The sequence below is a fragment of the Chitinophaga agri genome (assembly GCF_010093065.1).
GTDB lineage: Bacteria > Bacteroidota > Bacteroidia > Chitinophagales > Chitinophagaceae > Chitinophaga > Chitinophaga agri.
The window spans coordinates 2,385,530-2,411,034 of record NZ_CP048113.1 but is presented as its reverse complement, the minus strand read 5'-3'; the positions used below and the strand labels follow the sequence as shown (position 1 = coordinate 2,411,034).

The 25,505-nt window shown below is 46.7% G+C and carries 27 protein-coding genes; 15 read left to right on the top strand and 12 right to left on the bottom strand.

Annotated elements, in window-relative coordinates; all coding sequences use genetic code 11:
- Nucleotides 1-206 precede the first annotated feature (206 nt).
- Nucleotides 207-1,703, top strand: a complete 1,497-nt coding sequence (locus tag GWR21_RS09280) for a T9SS type B sorting domain-containing protein (protein WP_162331467.1) — start codon at nt 207-209, stop codon at nt 1,701-1,703.
- A gap of 39 nt (nt 1,704-1,742) precedes the next feature.
- Here GWR21_RS09280 and GWR21_RS09275 read toward each other — a convergent pair whose 3' ends face one another.
- Nucleotides 1,743-4,265, bottom strand: a complete 2,523-nt coding sequence (locus tag GWR21_RS09275) for a GNAT family N-acetyltransferase (RefSeq protein ID WP_162331466.1) — start codon at nt 4,263-4,265, stop codon at nt 1,743-1,745.
- A 218-nt stretch (nt 4,266-4,483) separates the two neighbouring features.
- Here GWR21_RS09275 and GWR21_RS09270 point away from each other — a divergent pair, with 218 nt between their 5' ends.
- Nucleotides 4,484-6,088, top strand: coding sequence for a Na+/H+ antiporter (locus GWR21_RS09270; protein WP_162331465.1), 1,605 nt, complete (start codon nt 4,484-4,486; stop codon nt 6,086-6,088).
- Between the two features lie 322 nt (nt 6,089-6,410).
- Nucleotides 6,411-7,310 carry an EF-hand domain-containing protein gene (locus GWR21_RS09265; protein ID WP_162331464.1) on the top strand — a complete coding sequence of 300 codons (900 nt, stop codon included), beginning with the start codon at nt 6,411-6,413 and terminating at the stop codon, nt 7,308-7,310.
- Nucleotides 7,311-7,361: 51 nt separating this feature from the next.
- Here the strand turns inward: GWR21_RS09265 and GWR21_RS09260 are convergent, their stop codons facing one another.
- Genes GWR21_RS09260 through GWR21_RS09250 form a run of 3 tightly spaced genes read right to left on the bottom strand, consistent with a single transcriptional unit; the run spans nt 7,362 to nt 9,338 of the window.
- Nucleotides 7,362-8,129 carry a tRNA(His) guanylyltransferase Thg1 family protein gene (locus GWR21_RS09260; protein WP_162331463.1) on the bottom strand — a complete coding sequence of 256 codons (768 nt, stop codon included), beginning with the start codon at nt 8,127-8,129 and terminating at the stop codon, nt 7,362-7,364.
- On the bottom strand, nt 8,119-8,565 hold the full coding sequence (locus GWR21_RS09255; protein ID WP_162331462.1) for an AAA family ATPase: 447 nt from the start codon (nt 8,563-8,565) through the stop codon (nt 8,119-8,121). Before GWR21_RS09255 ends, GWR21_RS09260 begins: the two co-directional genes overlap by 11 nt.
- A 50-nt stretch (nt 8,566-8,615) precedes the next feature.
- The gene (locus GWR21_RS09250) at nt 8,616-9,338 is read right to left on the bottom strand and encodes a protein phosphatase 2C domain-containing protein (protein ID WP_162331461.1); all 723 of its coding nucleotides are present in this window, start codon (nt 9,336-9,338) and stop codon (nt 8,616-8,618) included.
- Between the two features lie 293 nt (nt 9,339-9,631).
- Here GWR21_RS09250 and GWR21_RS09245 point away from each other — a divergent pair, with 293 nt between their 5' ends.
- Complete coding sequence (locus GWR21_RS09245) at nt 9,632-10,393, top strand: helix-turn-helix domain-containing protein (RefSeq protein WP_162331460.1); 762 nt, start codon at nt 9,632-9,634, stop codon at nt 10,391-10,393.
- A gap of 6 nt (nt 10,394-10,399) precedes the next feature.
- On the opposite strand, the gene GWR21_RS09240 is transcribed toward GWR21_RS09245, so the two are convergent.
- The 3 genes from GWR21_RS09240 to GWR21_RS09230 form a co-directional block, all read right to left on the bottom strand.
- Entirely contained in the window at nt 10,400-12,679 is a 2,280-nt protein-coding gene (locus GWR21_RS09240; RefSeq protein ID WP_238430276.1) for an alpha-L-rhamnosidase-related protein, read from the bottom strand.
- A gap of 130 nt (nt 12,680-12,809) precedes the next feature.
- Nucleotides 12,810-13,265 (bottom strand): DinB family protein, encoded by a 456-nt coding sequence (locus GWR21_RS09235; protein ID WP_162331458.1) that lies wholly within the window; start codon nt 13,263-13,265, stop codon nt 12,810-12,812.
- Between the two features lie 50 nt (nt 13,266-13,315).
- Nucleotides 13,316-13,627 carry a hypothetical protein gene (locus GWR21_RS09230; protein ID WP_162331457.1) on the bottom strand — a complete coding sequence of 104 codons (312 nt, stop codon included), beginning with the start codon at nt 13,625-13,627 and terminating at the stop codon, nt 13,316-13,318.
- A 114-nt stretch (nt 13,628-13,741) separates the two neighbouring features.
- Here GWR21_RS09230 and GWR21_RS09225 point away from each other — a divergent pair, with 114 nt between their 5' ends.
- A complete protein-coding gene (locus tag GWR21_RS09225; RefSeq protein WP_162331456.1) occupies nt 13,742-14,245 on the top strand; it encodes a GNAT family N-acetyltransferase in 504 nt (167 codons plus the stop codon).
- Nucleotides 14,246-14,508: 263 nt separating this feature from the next.
- Here the strand turns inward: GWR21_RS09225 and GWR21_RS09220 are convergent, their stop codons facing one another.
- Both GWR21_RS09220 and GWR21_RS09215 read right to left on the bottom strand, forming a co-directional pair.
- Entirely contained in the window at nt 14,509-14,796 is a 288-nt protein-coding gene (locus GWR21_RS09220; RefSeq protein ID WP_162331455.1) for a DUF542 domain-containing protein, read from the bottom strand.
- A 121-nt stretch (nt 14,797-14,917) separates the two neighbouring features.
- Nucleotides 14,918-15,352 carry an RrF2 family transcriptional regulator gene (locus GWR21_RS09215; RefSeq protein ID WP_162331454.1) on the bottom strand — a complete coding sequence of 145 codons (435 nt, stop codon included), beginning with the start codon at nt 15,350-15,352 and terminating at the stop codon, nt 14,918-14,920.
- 292 nt (nt 15,353-15,644) lie between these two features.
- Between GWR21_RS09215 and GWR21_RS09210 the strand changes: the two genes are divergently transcribed.
- Genes GWR21_RS09210 through GWR21_RS09185 form a run of 6 tightly spaced genes read left to right on the top strand, consistent with a single transcriptional unit; the run spans nt 15,645 to nt 20,408 of the window.
- A complete protein-coding gene (locus GWR21_RS09210; RefSeq protein ID WP_238430274.1) occupies nt 15,645-17,795 on the top strand; it encodes a cbb3-type cytochrome c oxidase subunit I in 2,151 nt (716 codons plus the stop codon).
- A gap of 29 nt (nt 17,796-17,824) precedes the next feature.
- On the top strand, nt 17,825-18,811 hold the full coding sequence (locus tag GWR21_RS09205; protein ID WP_238430272.1) for a cbb3-type cytochrome c oxidase subunit II: 987 nt from the start codon (nt 17,825-17,827) through the stop codon (nt 18,809-18,811).
- An 18-nt stretch (nt 18,812-18,829) separates the two neighbouring features.
- Nucleotides 18,830-19,105, top strand: a complete 276-nt coding sequence (locus tag GWR21_RS09200; protein WP_238430270.1) for a hypothetical protein — start codon at nt 18,830-18,832, stop codon at nt 19,103-19,105.
- Nucleotides 19,095-19,508: a cytochrome C gene (locus GWR21_RS09195; RefSeq protein ID WP_162331451.1), complete on the top strand. Its 414-nt coding sequence runs from the start codon at nt 19,095-19,097 to the stop codon at nt 19,506-19,508. The genes GWR21_RS09200 and GWR21_RS09195 overlap by 11 nt, the downstream gene beginning before the upstream one ends.
- A 9-nt stretch (nt 19,509-19,517) precedes the next feature.
- A complete protein-coding gene (locus GWR21_RS09190; RefSeq protein ID WP_162331450.1) occupies nt 19,518-19,919 on the top strand; it encodes a group III truncated hemoglobin in 402 nt (133 codons plus the stop codon).
- 3 nt (nt 19,920-19,922) lie between these two features.
- A complete protein-coding gene (locus tag GWR21_RS09185) occupies nt 19,923-20,408 on the top strand; it encodes a hemerythrin domain-containing protein (protein ID WP_162331449.1) in 486 nt (161 codons plus the stop codon).
- Between the two features lie 34 nt (nt 20,409-20,442).
- Here the strand turns inward: GWR21_RS09185 and GWR21_RS09180 are convergent, their stop codons facing one another.
- Together GWR21_RS09180 and GWR21_RS09175 are read right to left on the bottom strand one after the other, a co-directional pair.
- Complete coding sequence (locus GWR21_RS09180) at nt 20,443-20,751, bottom strand: hypothetical protein (RefSeq protein WP_202929073.1); 309 nt, start codon at nt 20,749-20,751, stop codon at nt 20,443-20,445.
- 351 nt (nt 20,752-21,102) lie between these two features.
- Complete coding sequence (locus GWR21_RS09175) at nt 21,103-21,687, bottom strand: phosphatase PAP2 family protein (RefSeq protein WP_162331448.1); 585 nt, start codon at nt 21,685-21,687, stop codon at nt 21,103-21,105.
- A 125-nt stretch (nt 21,688-21,812) separates the two neighbouring features.
- Between GWR21_RS09175 and GWR21_RS09170 the strand changes: the two genes are divergently transcribed.
- The 4 genes from GWR21_RS09170 (at nt 21,813) to GWR21_RS09155 (ending at nt 24,471) form a co-directional block, all read left to right on the top strand.
- Nucleotides 21,813-22,286, top strand: a complete 474-nt coding sequence (locus tag GWR21_RS09170) for a helix-turn-helix transcriptional regulator (RefSeq protein WP_162331447.1) — start codon at nt 21,813-21,815, stop codon at nt 22,284-22,286.
- A gap of 112 nt (nt 22,287-22,398) precedes the next feature.
- Nucleotides 22,399-22,941, top strand: a complete 543-nt coding sequence (locus GWR21_RS09165) for a DUF4199 domain-containing protein (protein ID WP_162331446.1) — start codon at nt 22,399-22,401, stop codon at nt 22,939-22,941.
- A gap of 113 nt (nt 22,942-23,054) precedes the next feature.
- The gene (locus GWR21_RS09160) at nt 23,055-23,966 is read left to right on the top strand and encodes a class I SAM-dependent methyltransferase (RefSeq protein ID WP_162331445.1); all 912 of its coding nucleotides are present in this window, start codon (nt 23,055-23,057) and stop codon (nt 23,964-23,966) included.
- Nucleotides 23,967-24,066: 100 nt separating this feature from the next.
- Complete coding sequence (locus GWR21_RS09155) at nt 24,067-24,471, top strand: DoxX family protein (RefSeq protein ID WP_162331444.1); 405 nt, start codon at nt 24,067-24,069, stop codon at nt 24,469-24,471.
- A 95-nt stretch (nt 24,472-24,566) separates the two neighbouring features.
- On the opposite strand, the gene GWR21_RS09150 is transcribed toward GWR21_RS09155, so the two are convergent.
- Nucleotides 24,567-25,409: a universal stress protein gene (locus GWR21_RS09150; protein ID WP_162331443.1), complete on the bottom strand. Its 843-nt coding sequence runs from the start codon at nt 25,407-25,409 to the stop codon at nt 24,567-24,569.
- Nucleotides 25,410-25,505 lie beyond the last annotated feature (96 nt).

Here is a 25,505-nt window from a genome sequence, read left to right as displayed (position 1 = left end):
CTGCTGCCTGATAAGTTATTATGAAAAATTATCAATTAATAGTAGTTTTGCATCCTGTGTGAATCATGCGATGAGATAGGTTTTTGCCTAAACCCTTTATTCTGACTGCAATAGCTATTAATAGACAATATCCTCCATACCTGTCTGCCGGAAAATTCCGGTCTGTAGCACGTGCCTGCCTGTTACTACTGAGTATATTTCTGCCGTTGGCAGCACTACAGGCGCAGGACATCGGTATCCGTAATCCATCCCTGGAAGGCGTTCCTGCGCAATACCGTGCACCAGGCCAGTGGCTTGTGGTATCTTCTACACCTGATGTACAACCTGGTATTACCGGTGTTACCCAACCGGCGTCTGATGGTGCGACCTACGCCGCTTTCCGGGGAAGTGCATACTGGCTGGAAGCCATTGCTCAGAAACTGAATAAAGATATGCAGCAGGGAAGGACGTACCGGCTTTCAATGGACCTGGTCTTTGCCCGTGGGTATGACTCGGCCACCTGTTACGGGGCACTGGCTATTTATGGGGGTGTAACGCTGACAGATACACTTGAACTGTTATGGCAGTCAGGGCCTTTCTATAATACTGAATGGAAAAGGTTCACAGCGGAGTTTACACCACACGCCGATTATCCCTATATCGTAGTAGGCGGCGATGTCCGCATCGCATGTAACAATGATTATGGTATTGCGCTGGCAATTGATCATCTCGCGGATACGCTGCGTGAACTACCGGTGGTGACCTATAAAGAGGAACCACCCTGCAAGGGGATGAGTAACGGACGTATAGTGGCCAGTGCTACAGGTACCTACGCACCATTTACATTCACCTGGGAGCCGCTGGGCGTTACCGGCAGCATACTGGATAATGTACCTGCCGGCACTTATGTACTGGTGACCCACGCCAGGAATGGAGTAGACGTGCGTGATACGATCGTGGTGCATGAAACTGAGTTTAACGGTAATGCGACGATCATCCCGAAAGGCTGTGCAGGGGAGTCACAGAATAAGATCCTGCTGCATACAGAAGGTGGCACCGGGCCATATCAATACATGTTGAACAGTATGCCCGATGTGAAGTTGTCGCCAGAGTTTGATCAGCTCTATGCCGGTACATACAGTATTGTGATCCGGGATGCAAGGGGCTGTATTGATACATTACACAACCTCCTGATACCAGAACCACCGCCTTTCTCTTCGGATAATAATATCGTAACAGGCATGAGCTGTGCCGGGGCTAATGATGCAAAGATCATCTTTACTCCCGAAGGAGGTGTACCCCCTTATACGTATTCCCTTCCGGGAATAGTGGCAATGACCGATAGTATCGCGCGTAATCTGAGCAGTGGTATGTACACTTATCATATCACGGACGCGCAGGAGTGCACGATCAGCGGTAACATAGATGTTCCGGTAGCCACGCATCCCTGTGCGATATATGCACCCAACGCATTTAGTCCGGATGGTGATGGTATCAATGATGTATTCAGAATAAAAGTCTTTGACCGGATCAGTGATTTCAGACTATCGGTATACAACCGCTGGGGCCTGTTGCTATATACTACTACTGACGTGACAAGCGGATGGAGGGGAGATTATAAAGACGTTCCGTTACCGGCAGGCGCCTATCTGTGGATGGTGACCTATACAGCTGGTAAACAACAGCAGATGAAACAAACAGGTACCGTTATTATAATAAGGTAGCCGGCAATTCCCGCAGGTCTTACCGGCCACCATGAGGTATTATTCTAATCCCCTGTGTTGCAGGAGATATTTTACATCCGGCTCTCTTTTACGGAAAGCGGTGTACAATTGCATCGGTTCTTCCGTACCCCCTTTTTCCAATATATGCTTTCTGAATGAATCAGCGGTAGCGGTATCGAAGATGTTACCTGCTTCCTTAAATGCGGCAAATGCATCGCTGTCCAGTACTTCAGACCATATGTAGCTGTAATATCCGGCAGAATAGCCGCCTGCGAAAATATGCTGGAAGTAGGTACTGCGGTATCTTGGTGCGATCTGTGGGATCAGCCCGATCTTGTCCATCTGTTCTTTTTCGAACACCAGTGGCATGATGTTATTGCCTGCCGGTAACGTATGGTAAGCCATATCCAGCAGGGAGGCAGCGAGATATTCTACTGTGGCAAACCCCTGGTTGAATTTGGAGGCTGCTTTCATTTTTTCTACCAACGCATCTGGTATCAGTTCTCCCGTTTCATAATGTTTAGCGTATTGTGCCAGCACTTCTGGTTCAAACGCCCAGTGTTCCATGACCTGTGAAGGCAGTTCTACGAAATCGCGCGGCACGGAAGTACCTGACAGTGTCTCGTAGGTCACATCTGACAATAAACCATGCAGGGCATGTCCGGCTTCGTGGAAGAAAGTTTCCGCTTCATCCGGAGTCAGTAGTGCCGGCTGCGTAGGCGTTGGTCTGGAGAAGTTACACACGATGGAGATGATCGGCGCAACACGGCCATCTTTCCCGATGGACTGTTTCCTGTAAGATGTCATCCAGGCGCCGCCACGTTTGGAGCTGCGCGGATGGAAGTCCAGGTAAAGCAATCCTACCAGTTTACCATCTTTCCCCTGTACTTCATAAGCAGATACTTCTTCGTGATAGACTGGTACATCCTTCAGCAGGTTAAAGCGCAGGCCATACAGTTGCTGTGCGGTGAAGAATAAGCCATCACGTACATTTTCCAGTTTGAAATAAGGGCGTAATGCTTCCGCGTCATAGCTGTATTTTTCTTTACGGACTTTATCTGCGTAGTATGCCCAGTCCCAGGCTTCCAGTTGCTCACCTTTGCCTTCCCTGTCCATAACGGCCTGCATTTCTGCGGCTTCCTGTTTGGCCACGGGTAAGGCGGTTGTCCATAGTTGCTGTAACAGCTCATTTGCTTTGGCCGGTGTTTTGGCCATATTCTCTTCCAGGATATAGTCTGCGTGAGAGGCGTATCCCAGTAATTGTGCTTTCTCTGCTCTTAACGCGGCCAGCTGGGTAACGATCGCTTTGTTATCCCTGTCATCATTGTGGTTACAGCGGTTGATGTATGCCTCATATATTTCCTGGCGCAGGTGCCGCTGATCAGCATACTGGAGGAATGGCATTACACTGGCGTTGTGCAGGGTAAAGCGCCAGCCATGTTCCTTTCCCGCGCTTTTAGCGGAGAGGGCGGCTGCTTCAATGAGTGACGCGGGTAATCCTGCCAGGTCCTTCTCATCAGTGATCATCATTTCATAATGATTGGTCTCAGCAAGCAGGTGCTGCCCAAAACGTACGGTCAGCAGTGACAGTTGTTTGTTGATCTCGCGGAGCCTGGATTGTTCGTCTGCCGACAGGTTAGCGCCACTGCGTACAAAGTCCTTGTATGTTTTTTCGAGCAGTCTGGCCTGTTCACCGGTTAGTTCCAGTGCATCCTGTCTTTCATATAATGCCCTGATCCTGCTGAAAAGGGTTGCATCGAGATAGATGTCGTCTCCGTGTTTAGCCAGCATCGGGGCCAGCTGACGGGAGATGTTCTCCAGTTCGGGAGAGGTATTGGCAGATGTCAGGTTGCCAAATACAGCACTGACCGTGCGGAGTAGTTTACCACTCTTTTCAAACGCTTCCATGGTATCTGCAAAGGAGGGAGGTGTTTGCAGACTGGTGATCTGTGCGATGTTCTTACGGTGTTCCTCCATGGCAGCTTCAAACGCTGGCAGGTAACGGGCAGGTACAATACTATCAAAGGGAGGAAGTCCGTAAGGCGTGTCAAAGGGTTGCAGCAACGGATTAGGGGTCCTGAACAGGTCATACCTTTTCTCCGTTAGCGGCGTATCGAACGCGTTACTGTCCTTCTCTTCGGTCAGTACAAAGCCGTGGCGCAGGTAGAGTGATACCGCCGTATCCTGCTGATGGGTTGTCCAGAGATAGGCGTGGTCAAACTGTTGTTCGTCCATGAATGCCATGAACCTGTCCATCAGCTGTTTTCCGAGCCCATATCCACGAAAATCGGGCTCTATGATAAAATACCTTAGCTGCACAGTTTTACTCCGGCTAAGGGCCATTAAAAAGCCAACAATCCGGTCCTTATACTCACAGATCCATACCCGGTCGTTCTGTGGATCATACTGGCGTGAAAACTCCAGTAATCCTTCCAGCACATAGCGCTCGAAATTAAAGCCATAACCCAGCTCCTGGTTATAGATCCTTCCGTGCATGTAGGCGACATAACCCAGGTCGCCGGTACGGAGAGAGGTTCTTATAGTAATATCTTGATGTTCCATATAATCGTCTGTTAGTCAAATGTAATCAGGAATTAGGAATTAAGAATGAGGAATTATGCTGCTGCAACTGCCGGTTGTCTGAACGCCGGTAGCAAAAGGCTAATACCTGTCTGTAAAGGTTGAATAACCGGCGAGCTGTCCATCTTCAAAATACAAAATACGAAAGGCTAACCAATTCCTGTTCTTTGTTCCTGGTTCCTAATTCGTAATTTAGTCTCATGCATTCTACATTCGTTTTGTACATCGGCTTATTACTGGTCATCCTCCTGCTGGTAATGCTTGCCCAGCGTTTAAAGATCTCTTATCCTATCGTGCTGGTACTGGGTGGACTGGCATTGAGTCTGATTCCCGGCCTGCCGGACACCTCTATAGATCCCGAGATGATCTTCCTGTTATTCCTGCCACCCCTGTTATATGATGCGGCCTGGAATACTTCCTGGAAAGACTTCTGGAAATGGCGGCGGGTGATCGGCTCTTTTGCTTTCATCATTATTCTGCTGACATCCACCGTGATCGCTGTTGTGTCTCACAGCCTGATCCCCGGTTTTACCCTTGCGTTAGGATTCCTGCTGGGGGGGATTATCTCTCCACCGGATGCAGTATCAGCTACGACAGTGATGAAAACGCTCGATGTGCCCAAAAGACTGGTCACCATCATAGAAGGGGAAAGTCTGATGAATGACGCATCCAGCCTGATCGTGTACCGGTTTGCGCTCGTCGCAGTACTGACTGGCTCCTTTACTTTTCAGGAGGCCGCCGTCAGTTTTTTTGTGGTCATCATCATGGGGATCGCCACGGGACTGGCTGTCGCACTGGTATTCTATGCTATTCACCGCTGGATGCCTACAACGGCCAGTATTGATACTGTACTGACGTTTGTGGCGCCTTATGTCATGTATATTGTTGCGGAAGAATTACATTTCTCGGGTGTGCTGGCCGTGGTGAGTGGCGGACTTTTCATGTCCAGCAGGCAACAGTCCATTCTCAGTCACCTGAGCCGTTTACAGGGTATTAATGTGTGGGCAACCGTTGGCTTTGTACTCAACGGGATCGTATTTATGCTGATCGGACTGGAGCTCCCCGTCATTGTCAATCAGCTGGAAGAAAGTTCACTGATGCAGGCCATCTGGTACGGTGTGGTCATTTCGGTTGTAGTGATCATTACGCGTGTGCTCTGTGCACTGGGCGCATCTGTTTTCACGATTTTCATCAGCAGATTTATTAAGACTGCCGACAGCAGCCCCGGATGGAAAATGCCATTCGCCTTCGGCTGGACGGGCATGCGTGGCGTGGTGTCATTGGCCGCAGCCCTGTCTATACCGATAATGGCAGGCGGACAGCCATTTCCCCAGCGTAACATGATACTGTTCATCACCTTCGTTGTAATACTGGTAACATTGGTGTTGCAGGGGTTAACGCTTCCCTGGGTGATCAGGAAGTTGCAACTGAAAGAAACCGACTATAAGATGTCCGATGTTGAACAGGAAGTACTGATCCGCAAGAAACTCTCCTATACGGCATTACAACTGCTCGATAATGAATATAAAATAGATGTGGAGGAAAATGAGCTCCTGCGGCAACTACGTGCTACCCTGGAAAATGATTATACCTTTCTGGAGAGTTACGCAGCAACGCATGCAACTGATGGTAACAGGCGCAATGCTATCATGCGTTACAGAACGGTATTCAATGAACTGATCGGCGGGCAAAGGGAGATGCTAAAGAAACTGAATCACAAGGAAGAATTTAATGAAGAACTCATCCGCAAGCATTTCTCCCTGCTGGACCTTGCAGAAGAGAAAGTTACACGGCAATATGAGTAAAATTAGGAATGCGGAAATAGGAATTCTCCGTTTTTTTCTGTTAACTACTTCTAACCACTGTTAAATACTGTTAAGCATTTTATGGTGAAAAGTGTTCTCTTGATCTGCTGAGACTATTTACTGTATTGGATTTACGTGGTCTGGCTTGTCTCAATATGTGTCAGTCATGATCAGATGTGCCTGCTCTTCCAGATTAAACTTAGGAAGTAATAACGGCTCAAAAGAATAACACTATAGCGAACAAGGTATAGCTGATATGGAGAATGAGCATGTACGCTACATGTGAGTATTTAACAAAATTTTAAATCCAAAACCCACAGTCATGATTAGAAGATTTTTTGCCGCTGCAATACTGGTAACTGCCTTTACAACCGTAAAAACCTATGCGCAGGAACGGCCGGCTGACAGACAACACAAACCAAAGCATGAAGGCCTGTTTCAGAAATTAGATACAGACGGAGATGGTAAGATCAGTAAAGCAGAAGCTGACAAAATGGAGAAAGGGAAGTTAAAAGAAAAATTCGGTGAGATCGATACCAACAGCGATTCTTTCATAGATAAAGAAGAACTGAAAGCTTACCGGAAAAAGAATGGTCACAGCCAGCATCGTCAGCATACCGCCTGGTTCCAGCAACTGGATACAGATAAAGACGGTAAGATCAGCAAAACAGAAGCTGCTAAACAGGATACCGGCCGCTTTCAGTTGAAAGATAAGTTTGCGCTCATAGATGCTGACAAAGATGCTTATCTCACTAAAGAAGAACTGATGGCGTATGGCAGGAAGAATGGACGTGGTCATCATCCCGGTGGTCAACGTGGTGACTTCTTCAAAAAATCAGATACCGACGGAGACGGTAAGATCAGTAAGGCAGAAGCGGATAAAATGGACAAGGGCCGCTTTAACCTGAAAGAGAAATTCACCGCCATCGATACCAATAACGATAGCTATCTCACTAAAGAAGAGCTGATGGCGTTCGGTAAGAAAAATGGTCATGGGCCGCGTCCCGGCGTGAAACATGAAGGTCCTTTTCAAAAGCTGGACACAGATAAAGATGGTAAGATCAGTAAAGCAGAAGCCGATAAACAGGAGAGTGGCCGCTTTAATCTGAAAGAGAAATTCAGTGCGATCGATGCGAATGGTGATGCCTATATCACTAAAGATGAGATGACCGCATACAGAAAAAGTCAGTGGGAAAAGAGAAGTGAAGCTACAGGTAAGTAGTAGCGAAAGGATAACAGCGCATGTCTTCATGGCGGAGCATGCGCTGTTACATTACTGTTCGCTTCTATGGATCAGTTGCTGTACGAAGGCATTATATTCATCGCGTATCGGTAGTTCCTCATTCACATACAGGCCCCTTCTTTTCACAACTACCTGTTCCCCTGTCTTCGGATTAACACCTTCCTTTTCCACGTCCGCCCAATATATACCAATACCTCTTTTCTGCCAGGAGGGCAGGTCATTGAAGTTGATATGGTAGCGGAACAGCAGTTCATTCTTATCTGCTGTACTCATTTTTTCGATAGTCTGTGTGGCAGTCTGGCGTGTATGATTATCCTTACGCAATTGCCAGTAACAATGTGCATTCAACGAATTTCTGTGTGCATCTTCATTCCGCCACCTGAAATAATCCACGACCAGCTGCTGATTAGGCAGTTCGCAGAGGCGGCAGTCAAAGGCTGCCATACTACCCAGTTGCAGTGAGAACTTGGCACTGGCCTCTCCTGCAAGAATAGAAGTATACTTCCGGTGTTTACGTCCGAAGGCGCCTTCCTGCAGGTGAAATAAAAGCGAGATCTCATCACTTTGTGTATAGCCATATACGACGTTGAATCCGCTGTTCATGAGGTGTTTTACCGTTTCAACCATATAGTCGCGGAAGCGTATATCAAAAGGCGCGTCAAAAGGATGCACCTCTTTCGTCAGTTTGGTAAAACCTCTGCCATCAATACGGGCTACCATGTACATGCCCGGCAGCACACAGCTGTCATGCGCGGTCTCGTAGATACGCATCTTACTGTCCAGTTCATCAAATTTCATGATCCCATGTTTTTATTGTGAAACCATTTTCTTCTAATTCGACGTAGTGTAACTCATCGAATCCTTCTTCCATCACGGGTATTTCCAGTTTTTTGTATGTGTTCAGCACCCCGATCTTTGGTATGAGGGCTTTACCCGCGCGCTGATTGTTCCGCTCCAGTGCGTCGGTGAGACTAGATCGGAAATAATAGCCTTTTACCCTGAATTTATGCTGTTTAGCAAGCGAAATATACTTTTCCCTTTCGGCTTTGGATGGGTTGGTATTGTCAACTACAAACGGTTGAGAACCTTTGACACATGCTTCCAGGAACAGGTCTTCCCGGTACCTGCTTTTCAGTAGATCAAGCGATATTCTGACATGCGTTTGAAGAAAGTGGGCAACGTAGAACCCGGTTTTTCCGGTAGCCTGTATCCCACAGAAAATAATTGCTTCCATGATATAGGTATTGGGGTATTAATGTACGTAAAAGCTTCCTGCCGCCGCTCTTAGCGGATAAACCGGACGATCGCTACATCATCAGTGGCCCGCATATTGAATTGGTGTTCCAGCGCTTTACATTTCATATTCAGCATTTCATCCGTCTCTGACTTTTCCTGATCTACGAGCAGGAACCGGATGGGATCTAACTCCGCCACAACCGGTTTAATCGGGGTAAAGGATGCTACACCATCAGTGGAGATACTAATATCCCTGATATGCTGGAATGTGAGACGATACTGACGCTGATACCAGCTGTCGAAATGTTCGGCCAGGTGATAACCGATATAATCCGGCTTATTGTCCTGATCGAAGATGCTGATATTGCCGTTAATACAGATAGCGCCATCGCCGACAATTAGGAGTACTGCCTTGTCTATCTTCTGGTCATATACCAGCAGAATAAGGGTGGTCATCAGTTCATACCGTTCCAGTTGTACCTGATTCCTGATGATATTCAGTTCCTGGAACAACTGACGGGCAATATCGGCCAGGTGTTCTTCCGCAGATACATTGACAAGCGAACGCAAGTCCGCATAGCTTTTCGCTTTTACGATCTTTCTTAACAATTTGCCGGTCAGTGTTGAAATGAGATGGCTGTCTCTACCCATTGTACTGCCATCCATCACTGCGGCAACAAACGTATGTGGGTTAATGTTGTCGTAGAAAAGATAATCCTCACAATTGATCGGATGATATCGTCCTCTTTGCAGTGTTGTATATATCTTCATAAAGCGCCGCAAAAATAGTGATTCCCCCGGGTAAAGTAAATAATTATGTCCGGATAAAATATTCCCTTCATTGATTCGTCTCTTTCCGTAGTGTCGTTCCGTCATGAATGCGTCAAAGTATGTGAAGTACAGATTTTACTGTTACCGTGATACTCAATAGATTAGTAAGTTGGAAGTCAATAGATTAACTGGTTTGTTCGCCCTGTCTGTTCATAGTGTTATGATTGTGGCGGGAGGGACGGAATAGGTCGTTGATCACCCGATGTAAAGAAAAAAGCATTAATTAGTATCCTATGCAGATCCGGGAATATATACCAGTCATTACCCTACGCCCCTTTATCCGCTCTTTCTTGATCATAGAGAGCGAATATGAGGTAAGGAATGACGTATTACCCGACACTTCGCTGGTAATGGCCTTTCGTCTGAAAGGAGCTGTGAACGCCAGTGATGATGGTGTATTGGCTCCTGCTGTATTGGGAGGTCTCCGGAAGACTGCCCGCTCTTTGTACTATGCTGGCAACACCGCTAATCTGCTGGTAGTATTCCGTTCTGCCGGCGCCGCCGCCTTTTTCAGGATGCCTATGCATGAACTGTTCGGTGCCTCTGTATCGCTGGATCATTTCATTGGCCGCCAGGCTTTAGCAGATATCCGTGAGCAGTTAATGGAAGCCGCCGATCGTGCCACACAGGTTGATCTGATGCAACAGTTCCTGCTCAGATTATGGCGGCAGTCACAGCCTGACATGCTGGTACAGACAGCTATACAGCGGATCACTGCACATGATGGCCATCTCAGAATAAAGGAGTTACTGGACGGATTGCACATCAGCCAGGATGCTTTTGAAAAAAGATTCAGGAAGATCACTGGTGCTTCTCCGAAACAGTTCTCCTCTATCGTCAGATTAAGATCCGTCATCACAAAAGCAGATGACACCACATTAACGGAAGTGGCGTATAATGCCGGGTATTTCGATCAGTCCCATTTCATCAAAGACTTCCGGGCGTTTACCGGAAAAACACCACGCGCGTTTTATCGTTCGTCCCTTTTCTGGTAGTTCCTGTTATTGGGGGTTTGTATGCACGTCGAATAGATGTTGTCCCGCAGATACATTATCTATCTGGTAGTATCCTTCCTTGTATACTGCTTTTATTATTTTTCCATCCATCTTCACCTGCGCATCCGCTGAATTGAATGGTAAACACACACGTCCGTTCGTATTGCCCGGCAATGTAAGCTGCAATATGAAATGCCCTGTTTGATTTTCAAACCTCACCTCAATGTCTCCCCGGATAGTGCGCTGTTTCATGCTGACCTGTGCAACAGCGCCAGGCTGTGGTCTGATCAGCACCGTCGCATATCCTGCTGTCAATGGCTGTATACCTGCAAGATGTCTGACTATATAGTTTGCTGGTGCTGTACCCCATGCATGATTCCAGTCCTGATTGGGTTTATAGGATTGTCCCCAGGCTTCCATGGTCATGGTAGCACCTTCACGGAGCATATTCAGCCAGCTTCTTTTTTCTGTAGATGTTAACAGCTGTTGTGCATACACGGCGTCATCACAGCTGCTCAGTCCATCCAGCAGGAACTGGGCGCCATATACGCTGCATGCCATGCCACGCGAATGTATGAAAGCCAGGACAGGGGCAACTTTCTCTTTCGGCACTAATCCAAATGCGAGCGCAAAGAAATTAGCGTGCAGTGAACTGTGCGGAATGAGTTCTCCATCTCTCACCAGGTTCGTCTGTGCATCAAAGAACGCATACTGAAACGCTTTATGTACTCTGGCGGCTTCAATACTGTAGTAATTCGCCTCCGTCACATGTCCCAGTGCTTTGGCTAATTTAGCCATCGCTTCCAGTGCTGCATAATAATACGCATTCACTACCGCATTATAATCTGAGAAGACAAAACCATCTGTTTCTCCTGCAACCGCTGGTCCTCCGAAACCCGGTGGCGGCCAGTCCACAATATCTTTCAGGTGTGGATTGGCATTGAATGGTGTGTAGTGAATAGCTGCGAGGAATTGAGGTGTCTGTTTGCCGGTACGGGTACTGATCAATCCATCTTCTCTCGCCAGGTCACTCAGCAATTTTGCTTTGAGTGCAGGATATAATTTCCTCACCAGCTGGAGGTCGCCGGAATACAGGTAGTCATACCATGCAATCAGCACATTCTGTAAAGACCATTCTGTGGGCCAGGTAGGATGATAGATCAGGTAATCCAGTGTTCTCTTATTCATCACAAATTCCGCATCTGTCGCATAATGAGACAGCTGGTTGATCAGTGCATCTGCCTCATAGGGAATACGTTCCCGGTCGCCATCCACATAATAGCCGGTGAAGGAAGTTGCTTTAACCGTGTATTTACACAGATCCCAGAGCGTATTGAGACTACTGTCTGAACACGTAAACGTGCTGGCCTCTTCATCGAAATCACTGGTGACAAGATAACGCGATACACTGTCTGTCGTATAGCGATCTTTTGCTGTTGTTATCTCCGCATATCGAAAAGGGAGTACCTCTCCGATATCCGCAGGCATCAGGATGGCATTCTTTTCTGTATTTCTTTTGTCTGATGGTATTGCTGGCTGATAGCTATGTAAGCCCTGACGGAGTGGTAATTTGATCATCCGGTAACGTACTGTGCCCGGAGGGGTTCTGTTAATATGTCCGTCGGGTGTAAGTGCTTCACCCAGGTGGATGATTAGTGTGTCATTTGTATGTGGAGCATTGACAGACAGTTTTATCTGACCGAAGCCGTCTTTACCAAAATCATACAATGTACTGGTATCAACCTGTTTGACGAACGTCGGTACCTGATGTGTTTTTCTCAATACAAATGAGGGAAGTGCTGCATCTTCCAGTTGTGCGCCCGTGCAAAATGATCGTATGTCTGAATAGGCACTGGCTTTACCGGTATTATCCCAGTAACGCGTTTTCCAGTAATAGACAGTAGCAGGTTGTAATGGTGTACCACGATATGTCAGTCCAATGTTCCTGTCGCTTTCTATGCGCCCTGAGTTCCATATATCAGCAACGTCATTTGTTAGTAGCTGTGGCCGGCTGGCCACCAGTACCTGACAGGCGGACTGATATTTCGCAGAAATGACCCACGAGAATACAGGAAAGCGGCTATTGACCTGACAAAACTGTAGTTTCCCACCTGATAGCCTCGCCTGTTCCAAAGAGAGATCAGTGAGTAATCCCTGGTCATACACACGATCCGCATGTAGTAAAAGATCGACTCTTAATGAAGAGGGGGAGGGCGTTTGTTGCGCGGAAGAGTAAAGGAAGCTGAGCGTAAATAATAAAATACCTGATGAAAATTTCATTAGCATAAGGGAACATAATTCATAGCGTGATTAACAAATAATATTTTGTTGTAAAGGCAGATGAGTGCATGACAATCCTGTCTTCACAGCAAAATACTAATTATTAACTATTCCGTATGAATTTATAATTCTCTTTTTACTTACCTGTGTCCAGCAGTCTTCTGTGATAATTGATCTGGCCGAGATGATATGCCAGGTGCGTCGCCAGGTGCATCAGCATATATCCTGTAGTGGTCTTTCCGTCAAATACCACAATAGGGTATTCCTCTTCCAGCTGTGTAGCTGTAAGTCCCGCCAGGGTGTGGTCAACAATTGTAATTGTGTCCGCTATTTTTTGCAGCAGTTCGGAGCGCGGTACATCTTTCACGGAAAATTCCGCTTCCCGGTCGCGTATATATCCAGACATGCCTAATTGCGCACCGATATAAGTATTCAGATTTCCTACGAGATGCAGGCAGAGATTTCCTGCTGAGTTGGCAATGTTGGCGTCGGTTTTCCAGATAGCAGTTTCCTGTTGATATAAGGAAATTTCAGATTTGAGCTTAATCAGATCCCGGTTGAAGAGTTGCCTTAATATTGTGATTGTAGCCATATGAAAAATTACCTTTATGCAAGATACGTTTTTTTCTACGGCATGTTGCATTAATTGGACACTCTACGGTACAGGTAGCCTTTCACGATATCTGTATTATGTATCTCTTCCGGTAAGGGTTTCTTAGTAGAAAATAATGCGCCCTCAACGGTTTTTTGCAGGTACTTCTGGTTCCAGTGCATGATGGCCAGCTCAGGAGTGTTACCCCAGCCATACACGCCATACTCGGGTCTTTCGCCGAGGAAACAGCAGTAGTCATCGCCGTCCTTCACCAGGATAGGTTTATATTTTGTAACAGCATCAGGCATTTCCGCCGAATTGTAATCTACAGGGATAATTTTAATTTCATGTGTTGTTTCCATAGCACTATTTTTGCCATAAATAACACCAAGAAATATGCCATGCCAAGCATGAAAATGATTACTTTTATTCCATTCAATTATATTGAAAAATTATTTAAGATAAATAAGCAGTAAATGAACGGTGCGATTTATGTCCGGCACGTATCTGTAAAAGATGCTACGCAGGTATCAGCTTTATCAGCAGAACTAGGTTACCCCACATCAGTTAAAGACACCATCACTTACATCCAGGCTATCGACAAAAGTATCTGTGATGTAGCCTATGTCGCAGTTAACGGCGAGACCGTGTTAGGATGGATTCATGTACTCTATACCATTCGTCTCGAATCAGGGCCGTTTTGTGAAATCGGCGGACTGGTTGTATCCCGTAATGCTCATGGAAAAGGTATTGGTAGATTACTAGTGGAGAAAGCTAAGAAGTGGTCTGCAGAAAGGAACATTGAAAAACTGCGGGTACGCAGTAATGTGATCAGGGATGGCGCGCATGCTTTTTACCTGAAGACAGGTTTCGTGGAATACAAACAGCAGAAGGTGTTTGAATACACAATAGAAACCGCTGTAGAAGAAAGAGTAGAGAAGGCGATGGAGAAGAATCCGGAATTAGGAATGGGAAGTTAAGAATCAGGAACCGAATTAGTAATTGGGGATTTTTGTCTGTAAATGTTTTCCCTGAATTACATGTCTTCCTCATCATTGGTCTAAAGATCTTACACAAGAGGCGCTGCATAATTGTAGCGCCTTTTTATTTCACGTACCTCGAAGAAGCTTATGTAAAGATTCTTTATTAGACAAAACTGTTATGGCAGGGAAGGTGCGTTAAGTCGCAATTCCCAACTCCGAATGCTTAATTGCCCAACGCTATTGCTTTTGGAAATAAGATATTATTCTCCATGTGTCAGCACAATATGCCGGATGAGTGTATCCACTTCCTGATTTATGAAGTCTTTCTCAGCAGGTAAGGCACTACTTTGTGTAACTGCATCCAGCTCCGCGATCAGGTCGGCAGTTGTAATGCCAGCCTGTGTAGCAGCTTCTTCCAGCGTAATGTTACCACCACAGCAAAAGTCAATATTATATTTCCCGAAGATGGCGGCTTTGCGGTAATCACCTGCGGCAATGGCGCCCACAGTCAGTCCGCCGGTTACTTCCGGTGTATGTGTTGTATTCATCTTTATGTTTTTAAAAGTGTGTGAAAACGAGGTGTAGTATATAGCGGTATCTTATTTATTTAATACCTTTTTATCTTTTATTATTCCATAGTTAAATACGGTTATCCTATACTTGTTCAAATCAATCTCTGCGAAGGAAAGTGAGTCGCTGGTCAAGCTCTTCCTGGAGATCACCGACCCTGGTCTTATTCAGTACGTTGGTTATATCCTTTCTGATCTTTGTAAACTCATGGTGAAGCGGACAGGGATACTTATCGGAGCATTGTTTTAATCCGAGACCACAGCCGGAGAAAATACTGTCACCATCTACGGCTTTCACAATAGTGGCGAGTGATGTTTTACGGGCGCTGTTATCCAGGTAGAATCCTCCGGTAGGCCCTTTGAGTGACTGCACTACGCCCTTCCTGCCAAGCTCCTGCAGGATCTTGGCAATGAAATACTCCGGAGAATCAATCCCCTTTGCAATTTCCTTGATACCTATCTTACTGCCATCTTTCGATTTCTGCGCAATAAATATCATAGCACGAATGGCATATTCACATGTTTTTGAAAACATCTTTTACGTTTATACTTACAAAGATACGCTGATTTCAAAATAAAAGACAAAAATATCTTTTATAAACTGTTCCTAAATGGCTGAGTGGCTTGAAATGTACACCAGAATCCATAAAAAATAAAAGACAATTTAGTATTTTAATAAAGGGGAATGCCTACCTTTGGTCTGCAGAAACAGTATGCTCTTCTGCAGAAACTTCCGGAAATCATCTACGTAGCACTACTTTCTGACACAACGCCTGTTATGGAAAGCAAACAGACACATTAGAAGACACTCAGTTATATTTTTTATCATGGTTAATCTATTCATGCGGGTATTACCTGTCTTATTGACGGTAATACCGATACCGCTATTTGCCAATATCCGGGGACGCGCTTTCTTTTCTGCTGACTCAACAGACGGGCTATTGTTTATTTTACTGCTGCTGGTGACCATTCTGCTGGTCGTGGCTGTTTCCCTGAAAGTGCGTACCAGTATCATGCGCGAGAAAACAGATCAGCCGCCTGCACGCTTCAATGCGACCACAATTTCTGAATATATCAGCGCATTAAGCAGTAGGCGTATTGATGCCTATCTTGCACTGAAGAAAAAGAAACAGCAGGAAGGTGGCGGTACCATAAAGTCCCTGCTCTTACTAGTATTAACCGGTGGGTGGTTCGCCCTGCCTGCTACCGCGCAACAGGTCGACGCGCGGCCTTCCTCCCTGCTACAGGAAACAGGTATCATCATCACACTCATCCTGCTGCTGGTGCCGATCGTGGCAGGTGTTATTCTTATGGCCGTAAAGGTCTCCGCACTGATCCGCCGCCGGAACAGGGAAAGGAATGAGGAAGAGATCATGGCTTTTACGGAATATCTTATTTCTCCCGACGATCCGATCATTGAACAGGCGCTGGAACAACGCAGAAAAGCGCTGGCTTATCAGTTAAGCAATAAAGAACTGGCGGGTGAGAAAGAGGCAGAGGATGCAAAAGGACTGGTGGGTAATATCAACATCCATAAAGGTCTCTCCATCGTTGCACAGAAGCAGCGCGCAAGGGCCCGCCCTTCCATTGATCCGGAGCTATCACGTCTCGTCATGTGGTACCTGGGCTGTGCTGCATGCTGGCTGGTATTTGGTACTACAGCAGGCGAGTACGTCGGTATAAAATTCGTGCATCCTGATGTCGATCATTTGAGCTGGCTGAGTTTCGGCCGGCTGCGTCCTGTACACACCAATGCTGTCTTCTGGGGATGGGCCTCCCTGGGGATGCTCGGTCTGGGTCACTATGTAGTACCACGTGTCAGCAATGTGCCGCTCGCCAGTATGAAACACGCATGGTGGTCGCTGATCCTGATCAATGCAGCAGTTGTACTCGGTACGATCAGTCTGATGGCTGGTATTAACAACGGTGGCGGCGAATACCGTGAATATATCTGGCCAATACAATTACTGTTTGGTATCGGTCTCGTGATCACACTCAACAACTTTATCAAAACTATCGCGGCAAGAACAACGAAAGAGATCTACATCTCTAACTGGTACATTGTTGCCGCCATCATATTTGCACTCGTGATCTCCGTAGTGGCTTATGTTCCCTTCTGGCAGGACGGTCTGGGCGAGACGATCGTACAGGGGTATTATATGCATCAGGGTGTAGGCATGTGGTTTATGATGTTTACGCTGGGCATTGTTTATTATTTCCTGCCACAGCAATTAAATAGATCTATCTACTCCTATAGTCTCGGCATCCTGGCTTTCTGGGCACAGATCCTTTTTTATACACTGATCGGCACACACCATTTTGTATTCAGTGCAATTCCCTGGTGGTTGCAAACAGTGGCCATTGTTGGTTCTGTCGGTATGATCATTCCTGTGGCTGCGGGTACTACCAACTTTATCATGACCTTCCGCGGTGGGTGGTATAAAGTGTCCTCCAGTTATACGTTACCCTTCTTCCTGGTAGGCATTATCTTTTATTTTACCGGATCATTGCAGGGCACTGCGGAAGCCTTCCGTACAACTAACCTGATATGGCATTTTACTGACTTCACCGTTGCTCACTCACACCTGACCATGTACGGCATTGTCAGCTTTTTCCTATGGGCAGGTATCTATGCGGTAGTGCCCCGGTTGTCAGGTAAGGAAGCACCACAGATAACGGTGGGGGCGCACTTCTGGCTTGCACTGATCGGATTGATGTTTTATACCGTCCCACTTATGTATGGCAGTACACTCAGAGGTATCATGTGGATGCAGGGAAAACCATTTATAGACAGCGTGATCATGATGGCGCCTTACTGGCTCTGGCGTGCAATAGGCGGTAGCCTGATGTGGTTGTCTCACCTCTTCTTTGCATACAACCTGTATAAGATGATCCTGGGTGATGATACGGCTGAGGCAAAAGGGCCTGCTATCGAAACATTAAATCAATCCTATTCTGAAATAGAAACAACGCTGTAGTTATGGAGTTTTTTGATAATCATAAAAGTTTGTACAGGACAGCGTTCCTGTTATTTGTTATACTCACCCTGTTTGTTGCTATTATACCGGCGATGAATAATCAGCGTAACAATGCCCCGCTGCCGGAGGCGCAACCATTGAGTCCTGCGGCTGTAAAAGGGAAAGCATTATTTGTCAGCAATGGCTGCGTAGCCTGTCATACGCAACAGGTACGTAATGTAGAGATGGATAAGAAATGGGGTGGCAGACCAGGTATTGCGGCTGACTATGCCGATAATCATCGTACTGATTTCTGGCGGAATACAGCTACACTGATGGGGACGGAACGCACCGGTCCGGACCTGACGGATGTCGGTAACCGTCAGCCAAGCCTGGATTGGCATCTTACACATCTGTTCAATCCGCGGATAGTAGCACCTGCATCTGTTATGCCTGCATATCCCTGGTTATTTGAAGAAAAAAAAGAAGCGGGCAAAAAGGATGTTGTAGTGAAAATACCTGATGACTATAGAGTGTCCGGTACCGTCATTGTAGCGACGCCGGCTGCCCTGGAACTGGTCGCTTACTTACAGGAGCTCAAACAGATAAAACTGCCTGATGGTACAGAGACCCCGTCTTTCCTGTATGGAAAGAACGCTGCCACTGCTGCTGCGGATGGTGCTGCAGCCGGTGCGCCGGATGGCACGACACTGTACGCCAATAACTGTCAAAGCTGTCATCAGCAGAACGGTGAAGGACTGAAAGGCGCCTTCCCTTCATTGAAAGACAGCAAGATCGTACTCGATCCCACACCGCTGCAGTTCGCTACTATTATCATGAATGGTTATGATGGTCGTGTGAGTGAAGGCTTTGGTATTATGCCGGCTGTTGGCACGAATGCAAACCTCACCGCCGAAGAGGTCACTGCTATCATGAACCATGAACGTACCAGCTGGGGCAATAATGCACCCAAAGTCACCGTAGAGCAGGTGCGTAAGTTCCTGGAAGAGATCAAAACAACAACACCTGCTAAGTAACCCTTAAAAAAGACGATGATGAAGAAGCACATATTTTCGGCATTGCTGCTCACCGGTGGCTACAACATAGCGATGGCATGTGATGCCTGTAAAAAGAAGCAGGCTGTTGTACCCGGCGGACTTACACATGGCAGGACGCCCGACAGTCAATGGGATTACGTGATCGTACTGGTCATGGTCGTGATCGTGTTGCTCACATTATTCTATTCTGTGAAATGGTTGATACGTCCGGGAGAAAAGTCGGCAGATCACATCAAACAATTTATCCTGAACAACAGTAGCTATGAAAGATAAGAGTACTATATACATATTCATAGATGACGATCAGAAACCGATTGCTATTCTGGAATCTCCCGTTAACTTTGAACTGGATACAACCAGGCTGGTGGATGGTAAACATACATTGAAGATCGTCAGTCGTGATCCCGCCGGAAAAGAAGGTATAAGACTGGTTCCGTTTGAAGTGCGGAATGGTCCGGCTATTTCAATAGAAGGGATTGCGGAGAACGCTGTAGTGGACGGGGTGGTCCCGGTGATGATCAATGCCTACGGAAAAGGGGATCAGCGTAACTTCCTGATCATAGGCAGTGAGACGCCACAGAGCATTCCTTTCTGGGTGTTTGTGCTGCTGATCGCTTTCGTGGGATGGGCAATTTATTACTGCGTTACCTCACCGCTGGAGTTATTGAACAAGTAAATTATTATTATGGCAGATGTAGAGAAGGGACCGCAATTAACGGACATTCAGAAAGAAGAAGATATCAGGCAGCTGGTACATACCTTTTATGACAAGGTAAGGGCTGACGCTTTACTGGGGCCGGTATTTGAAGACGCTATTGCTGGTGAATGGGAGCCGCATCTCCAAACGATGTGCAACTTCTGGAGTACGATGTTACTGTATACCGGCAGGTACAAAGGGGACCCGATGACCAAGCACATGCCGATGCCTATTGATCCGCGTCACTTCGGTCAGTGGCTGACACTCTTTACTGGTACAGTCGATAGCCTGTTCCGGGGCGAGGTGGCGGATAATGCGAAGGCGAGGGCCAGTAACATTGCCAGGATCATGCAGTCCATGAAGGGCTTTCCGCTGAACAATAAACAATGAACCATGGGAGACAACAAGCCGATCAAACGTAGTCTCTGGCTGATGCCGTTGTCAAGAGAGCATCACGCCGGACTGCAATGCGCCTGGAAGATCCGGGAGGGGTTGAAGTATGGAGTGGAGACGGACAGGATATGGCGGTATATTCTTTATTTCTGGGAAAATCATCTCTCGTCGCATTTCAGGGCAGAAGAGGAGTTGTTGTATAACACTTCTGATGATGCCTTGTGCAAACAGGCATTGACAGAACATGCCGCCATGCGCGAACTGATAGGGCTTATTAATGAGGACGGGGATGAAGATGTCAGGCTGTATAAACAGTTTGCTGACTCAATGGAAGCACATATCAGACTGGAAGAACGACAGCTGTTCCCGCTGCTCGAGGCTACCTTACCGGCGGCGGAGCTGGCGGAAATAGGTGCCGTTCTCGCCGGGGAACATGGTACAGTTTTCAAAGATGAGTATCCCGACGAGTTCTGGATAAAAAGTTAAAAAGAACCAGCCGGAGTGGTAGTCCCTGCCTGTATTATACAAGTGGGTTCGCAGGCTCCGGTGGTTGTTTATAGCGGAAAGGAGATGACAAGGTTTCAGTAATGGCGTTACTGACAGTATATATCACATCTTCCAGTATGGCTGCGGTAAATCCACTTTCCAGCAGCAGCTGAATGATCCACCGTGCGTCAACAGGACCATAAACGCACTCCACACGTAATATTTTGTCACAGTCATCCAGGTCGAAATTGGCGTCATAACCAGGTTGTATTTTGTGTATCTGTTCCAGGATAAGGGAGGCATCTCTCCTGGTCTGCACATTGGTTTTAAATACTTCTATCATATACACAAAAATTGCGGGTTGTAGGTATGCTTCAGGTGCTGCCAGCGGGCAATAGTTGCCGGTATGGTACCTGCCGGCTACAAAAATATGTGAAACCTATTGGTTGCCTGGGTCGTAAAAAGGACATTGAGGAGGGGGAAACGGGACATTTTGGGTGGACAGTCGTACCTGGGTAAGTATTGGGCAGGTGTTCAGTATGTTTTAGGATGTCTTCAGGTGAGTTCCAGGTAAGCTTTCACCTACGTTTCTCCTACGTCTTAAAACGTAAGAGAAACGTAGGTGAAAGCTTACCTCACTAATACTCAACCGAGCCCAGAATGTATGTTGTTAACTGGTATCTCTATAAAAATGTCACGGTCTGATGAAGCCCATTCCGAATGCCGTACCTGCCCCCAGCAGGGCGCCAGCGGTGACATCGGTGGGGTAATGCACGCCCAGGTACATGCGGGAGTAACCAACAGCGCCAGACCACAGGAAAGCGGGTGCGATGACATACCATTTCGGGTAGGCCCTGGCCAGTGCGGTGGCAGAGCTAAAAGCGGAAGAGGTATGCCCGGAAGGGAAGGAGGTGGACGAAGGCTGATAGACAGCGGTAAGATGTGTATTGGAAATGAACGGGCGTGGCCGTTTTACAAGTTTTTTGATCAGGGTGTTGAGCAGGAAGGTCGTGGCGGTGCTGCTGGCGACATATAGCGCATTCTGGCGCATGTCCGGGTTGTGGTCGATGATACCCGCTACCAGCAGTCCGGCCGGAATGGCCACGTTCACATAGTCGTTGGTGTTGGAAATAAGCAGCCAGCCTTTTGTTTGGGAGGGTGTTCTTTTTGCCGCCAGATATTCCAGGGTCCTGTCGTCAAAACGTTGCAGTCCGGACTGCGCAACGGCAGTGGAAAGGGTGCTTGCCAGTATTAGCAACATGATGTATAATTGTCTCATATCCAGTCTTATGTGATTAGTAATTACCTGCTGATAAAGATGAAAATACTAAATAAATGCGGGTAAATACGTATAGTGATCCCGGAGAAATGGTTAATTTTGAAGAAAGTCTTTAACCAGATATGATGATACTTCAATTCGTAAAAAATAACAGGGAAAACTTACTGTACGGCACATTGCTGGCGGTACTGTTATTTTTACTGAAATGGCTGGAGGTCCGTCTGGTGATCATTGATCATGCCTTTGAGGTGTACGTGGGAGCGATCGCCCTGCTGTTCACCGGGCTGGGAATCTGGCTGGCCCTGAAGCTGGCCCGGCCGAAGGTTGAAACCGTGATTGTCGAGAAAGAAGTGTTTATTGAAAAGCCGGCTGTTTTTTCTTTGAATGAAGCAGCGCTGAAAGACCTGAACCTGAGTAAAAGAGAGCTGGAAGTGCTGCAGCTTATGGCAGGCGGATGCAGTAATCAGGAGATCGCCGACCAACTATACCTATCCCTCAATACTATCAAGACCCACTCGCTGCGACTATTTTCCAAAATGGATGTCGAAAGAAGAACGCAGGCTATCGAAAAAGCTAAGCGTTTGAATATCATTCCCTAGTGATATCAACCTTTTGGGTGAAAAATCAGTTTTACAGGAAAATCACCCTAAAGTATGAACCTTGAAAGGCAGGGATACTACATATTTGCTCCCATCATTTAATCTTGAACTTATGAAAAAGAACGTACTGATCTTTGGTGTTATTGCTGGTCTGATCGTTACCGCTATGATGGTTGCTTCGACCCTGGCCTGTTATTATAATCCTGATTTTAAGGGGAACGAGCTACTGGGATATGCGGGCATGCTGGTCGCTTTTTCCTTCATTTTTGTGGGTATCAGGAACTACCGGGACAGATACAGTCAGGGTGTCATCACTTTTGGGAAAGCATTTAAAGTGGGATTTTTCATTGCACTGGTAGCATCGACCTGTTATACGGCTGTCTGGCTGGTGGAATATTATCTGTTCATACCCGATTTCATTGACAGGTATGCCGCACATCTGATTAGACAGGCGAAAGAGGACGGGGCGACGGCTGCGCAGCTGGCCGGTACGGAGAAGGATATCGCGTTTTTCCGTAGCGTATATCAAACGCCGGTTGGGGTGATCCTGGCTACCTATACGGAAGTACTGCCGCTGGGGACAGTAGTAGCGCTGATCAGTGCATTGATCTTAAAGCGCCGTACAAGCAGATCATCAGGGGCATCAGGCAATTAATGGCGCATTTCTTGTAACAGGTGGAGCAATGAAAGAACATTATGTATTGATAAATATTAAATGTTTTCATTACCTTGGAAAATTTTCCGGTATTATAAAAAAGCATTACTTGTATGAAGAGTCCTGTTACAGGCGGTAACCGTGTCGAATTAATCACAACCTTTCCGACCGAATCAATTGTAAAGATCTATGAGGATAAACTGAACGTAGATACCCGTCGTTTTTTCAAAGGGGTACCTGCCGTGGAATTGTATGAGTGTACGGAGACGGGCTACCGGTTCTATGCACCGGAAGGCATACTGGGAGATGGTCAGTTCTACGCCGACCTGAATAAAGACAACGAGGGTTATTATCCTACCAATAAATGGGAGCACAAGTATGCGATCAGCCAGATCAAACCTGGTGAGAAAGTACTGGAAATAGGCGCCGGAGACGGCTTCTTCCTGGAACAGCTGAAAAAGGCGAACATTGATGCGATCGGTCTGGAGCTGAACCTGGATGCTATTGCAAAAGGGGAGAAGAAAGGGCTGCGTATGTACAACGAAATGATTGAAGATCATGCGGCTGCACATCCGGATACATATGATGTAGTATGTTGCTTCCAGGTACTGGAACATATCTACCAGGTGAAAAGTTTCCTGGACGCAGCGATCAAGGCGCTGAAAAAAGGTGGTAAACTGATCATAGGGGTACCTAACAACAACCCTTATATGTTCAAACAGGATAAGTGGCAAACACTGAACCTGCCGCCACATCATGCAGGTTTATGGAACAGGAAGGCATTCACTGAACTGCCGAAGTTCTATAATATCACGCCGCTGGACATCATTGTTGAGCCGCTGAGCAATACAAAAGAATATGCGAAACCATGGTATGTGGCACAGCGTAGCTATTATAAAGAGACGAGTCCTGTCCTCGGCGGACTCATGTCCATCGTGCCCCGTCCTATCTATAAGCTGGCTGTAAAGGCTTTATCTCCATGGATCGACGGTATTAATATCATCGCAGTATTCACGAAGAATTAGTGCATGACAGGAATGTCCTGAATACCCCCTCAGACTGTCGGATCCACACATGATATCTATCAGAAAATGCTGATATGTTTGCATCATAAAACTTACAATTATGAAAACAAACAAGATCAGCATTTTCTATTGGGTAGCAACTGGTATTTTCTCTCTGATGATGCTGGCGGACGGCCTTGCCGGAATTGCACATGAAGCAACAGGAGTGGCTGTTATGAAACATCTTGGTTATCCCGAATATGCTATGACCATCTTCGGCACCGCTAAAGTACTGGGTGCTATCGCTATTATTCAGACTAAATTCAAGACGATCAAGGAATGGGCCTATGCAGGTTTCGTGATCAATTTTATTGGCGCCTTCTGTTCAAGAGTGGCAGTAGGGGATCCTGCAGGAGAGCTGATTGCACCTGTGGTGGCCCTGCTGATAGTCGCTGTGCCTTATTATGCCTGGAAGCGATATGATGCTGCAGGCCGCACTTCATCCCCAAGGGTAGCAGTGAGCTGATACCATCATCCGGCATACATACTGCTAATCCGGAAGATACTTTTCAGGACAGCAGGTATATCCCGGAGGCAGGCAGGATGAACGTTCACATACGCTTATGCAGGCAATATCAGCAAAGGCACATCACTGTTCCAGGCAAGCTGTTTAGAGACACTCTTCTGAAAAAGCGTCGCCAGTATTCCTTTCTTTTCATGCAGGGTAATGATCAGTGCTACATTGTTGTGCGCCGCGAATTCGGTGATCCCTTCAGTTACATTGCTGTTGTCGAGATAATGGAACGAGGTATTGTATTTGTCTAGCAACTGATGCAGGTGTGAAATGTCCTGCCTGGCGGTTGCTGCATCCTCTTCCTTACCGGCGATGTTAACAGCGAACAGCGATTCAGGCTGCAGACTGTTGAGAAATGCAACCAGTCCGGGCAATGCCTTCCCTTCTCTGAGTACGTCGAAGTCCACCGCTAATAATACCCGTTGCGGAAGTACCATCCGGGCATCTTCCGGAATGATCACCAGCGGGTAGCTACAATTTTCCATGATCCGGATGCTATGGCTGCCTATCAGGAATTTCTCAAGATTGGATTTATCTGCAATACCTGCCACAACCAGGTCCACATTTTCTTTTACAACTACCTTTTTCACTGCTTCTTCCAGGATGTCATCTTCTGCCAGTGTACTGATAGTAAGCCCACCAGCTTCAGGTTCCAGGCGCTTACGTAATAGCTCCAGTTGCGAAGTGCTGTCTTTATAAAGCTGATCAGGATTGGCCTGTACAATAGGTAATTCCGGTGTAACAGGTACGTTTGCTACCGGTTCTAAACTCTGGTAGGCGTTTAGAATAAGTATACGTGTGCTGTGTAGTTGTTTTGCCAGTTGAATAGCGTAACGGGCGGCCTGTAGTGCTACATCGGTAAAGTCCGTGAGGATGAGTATCGTTTGCATGCGATCAGGTTTTGATAGTAAAACAGGCATAAAAATCAGGCCAGTGTTGGCATGTTCCGACGGAGAAGCGTGCTTTTAGTGTTTAGCCATCATATT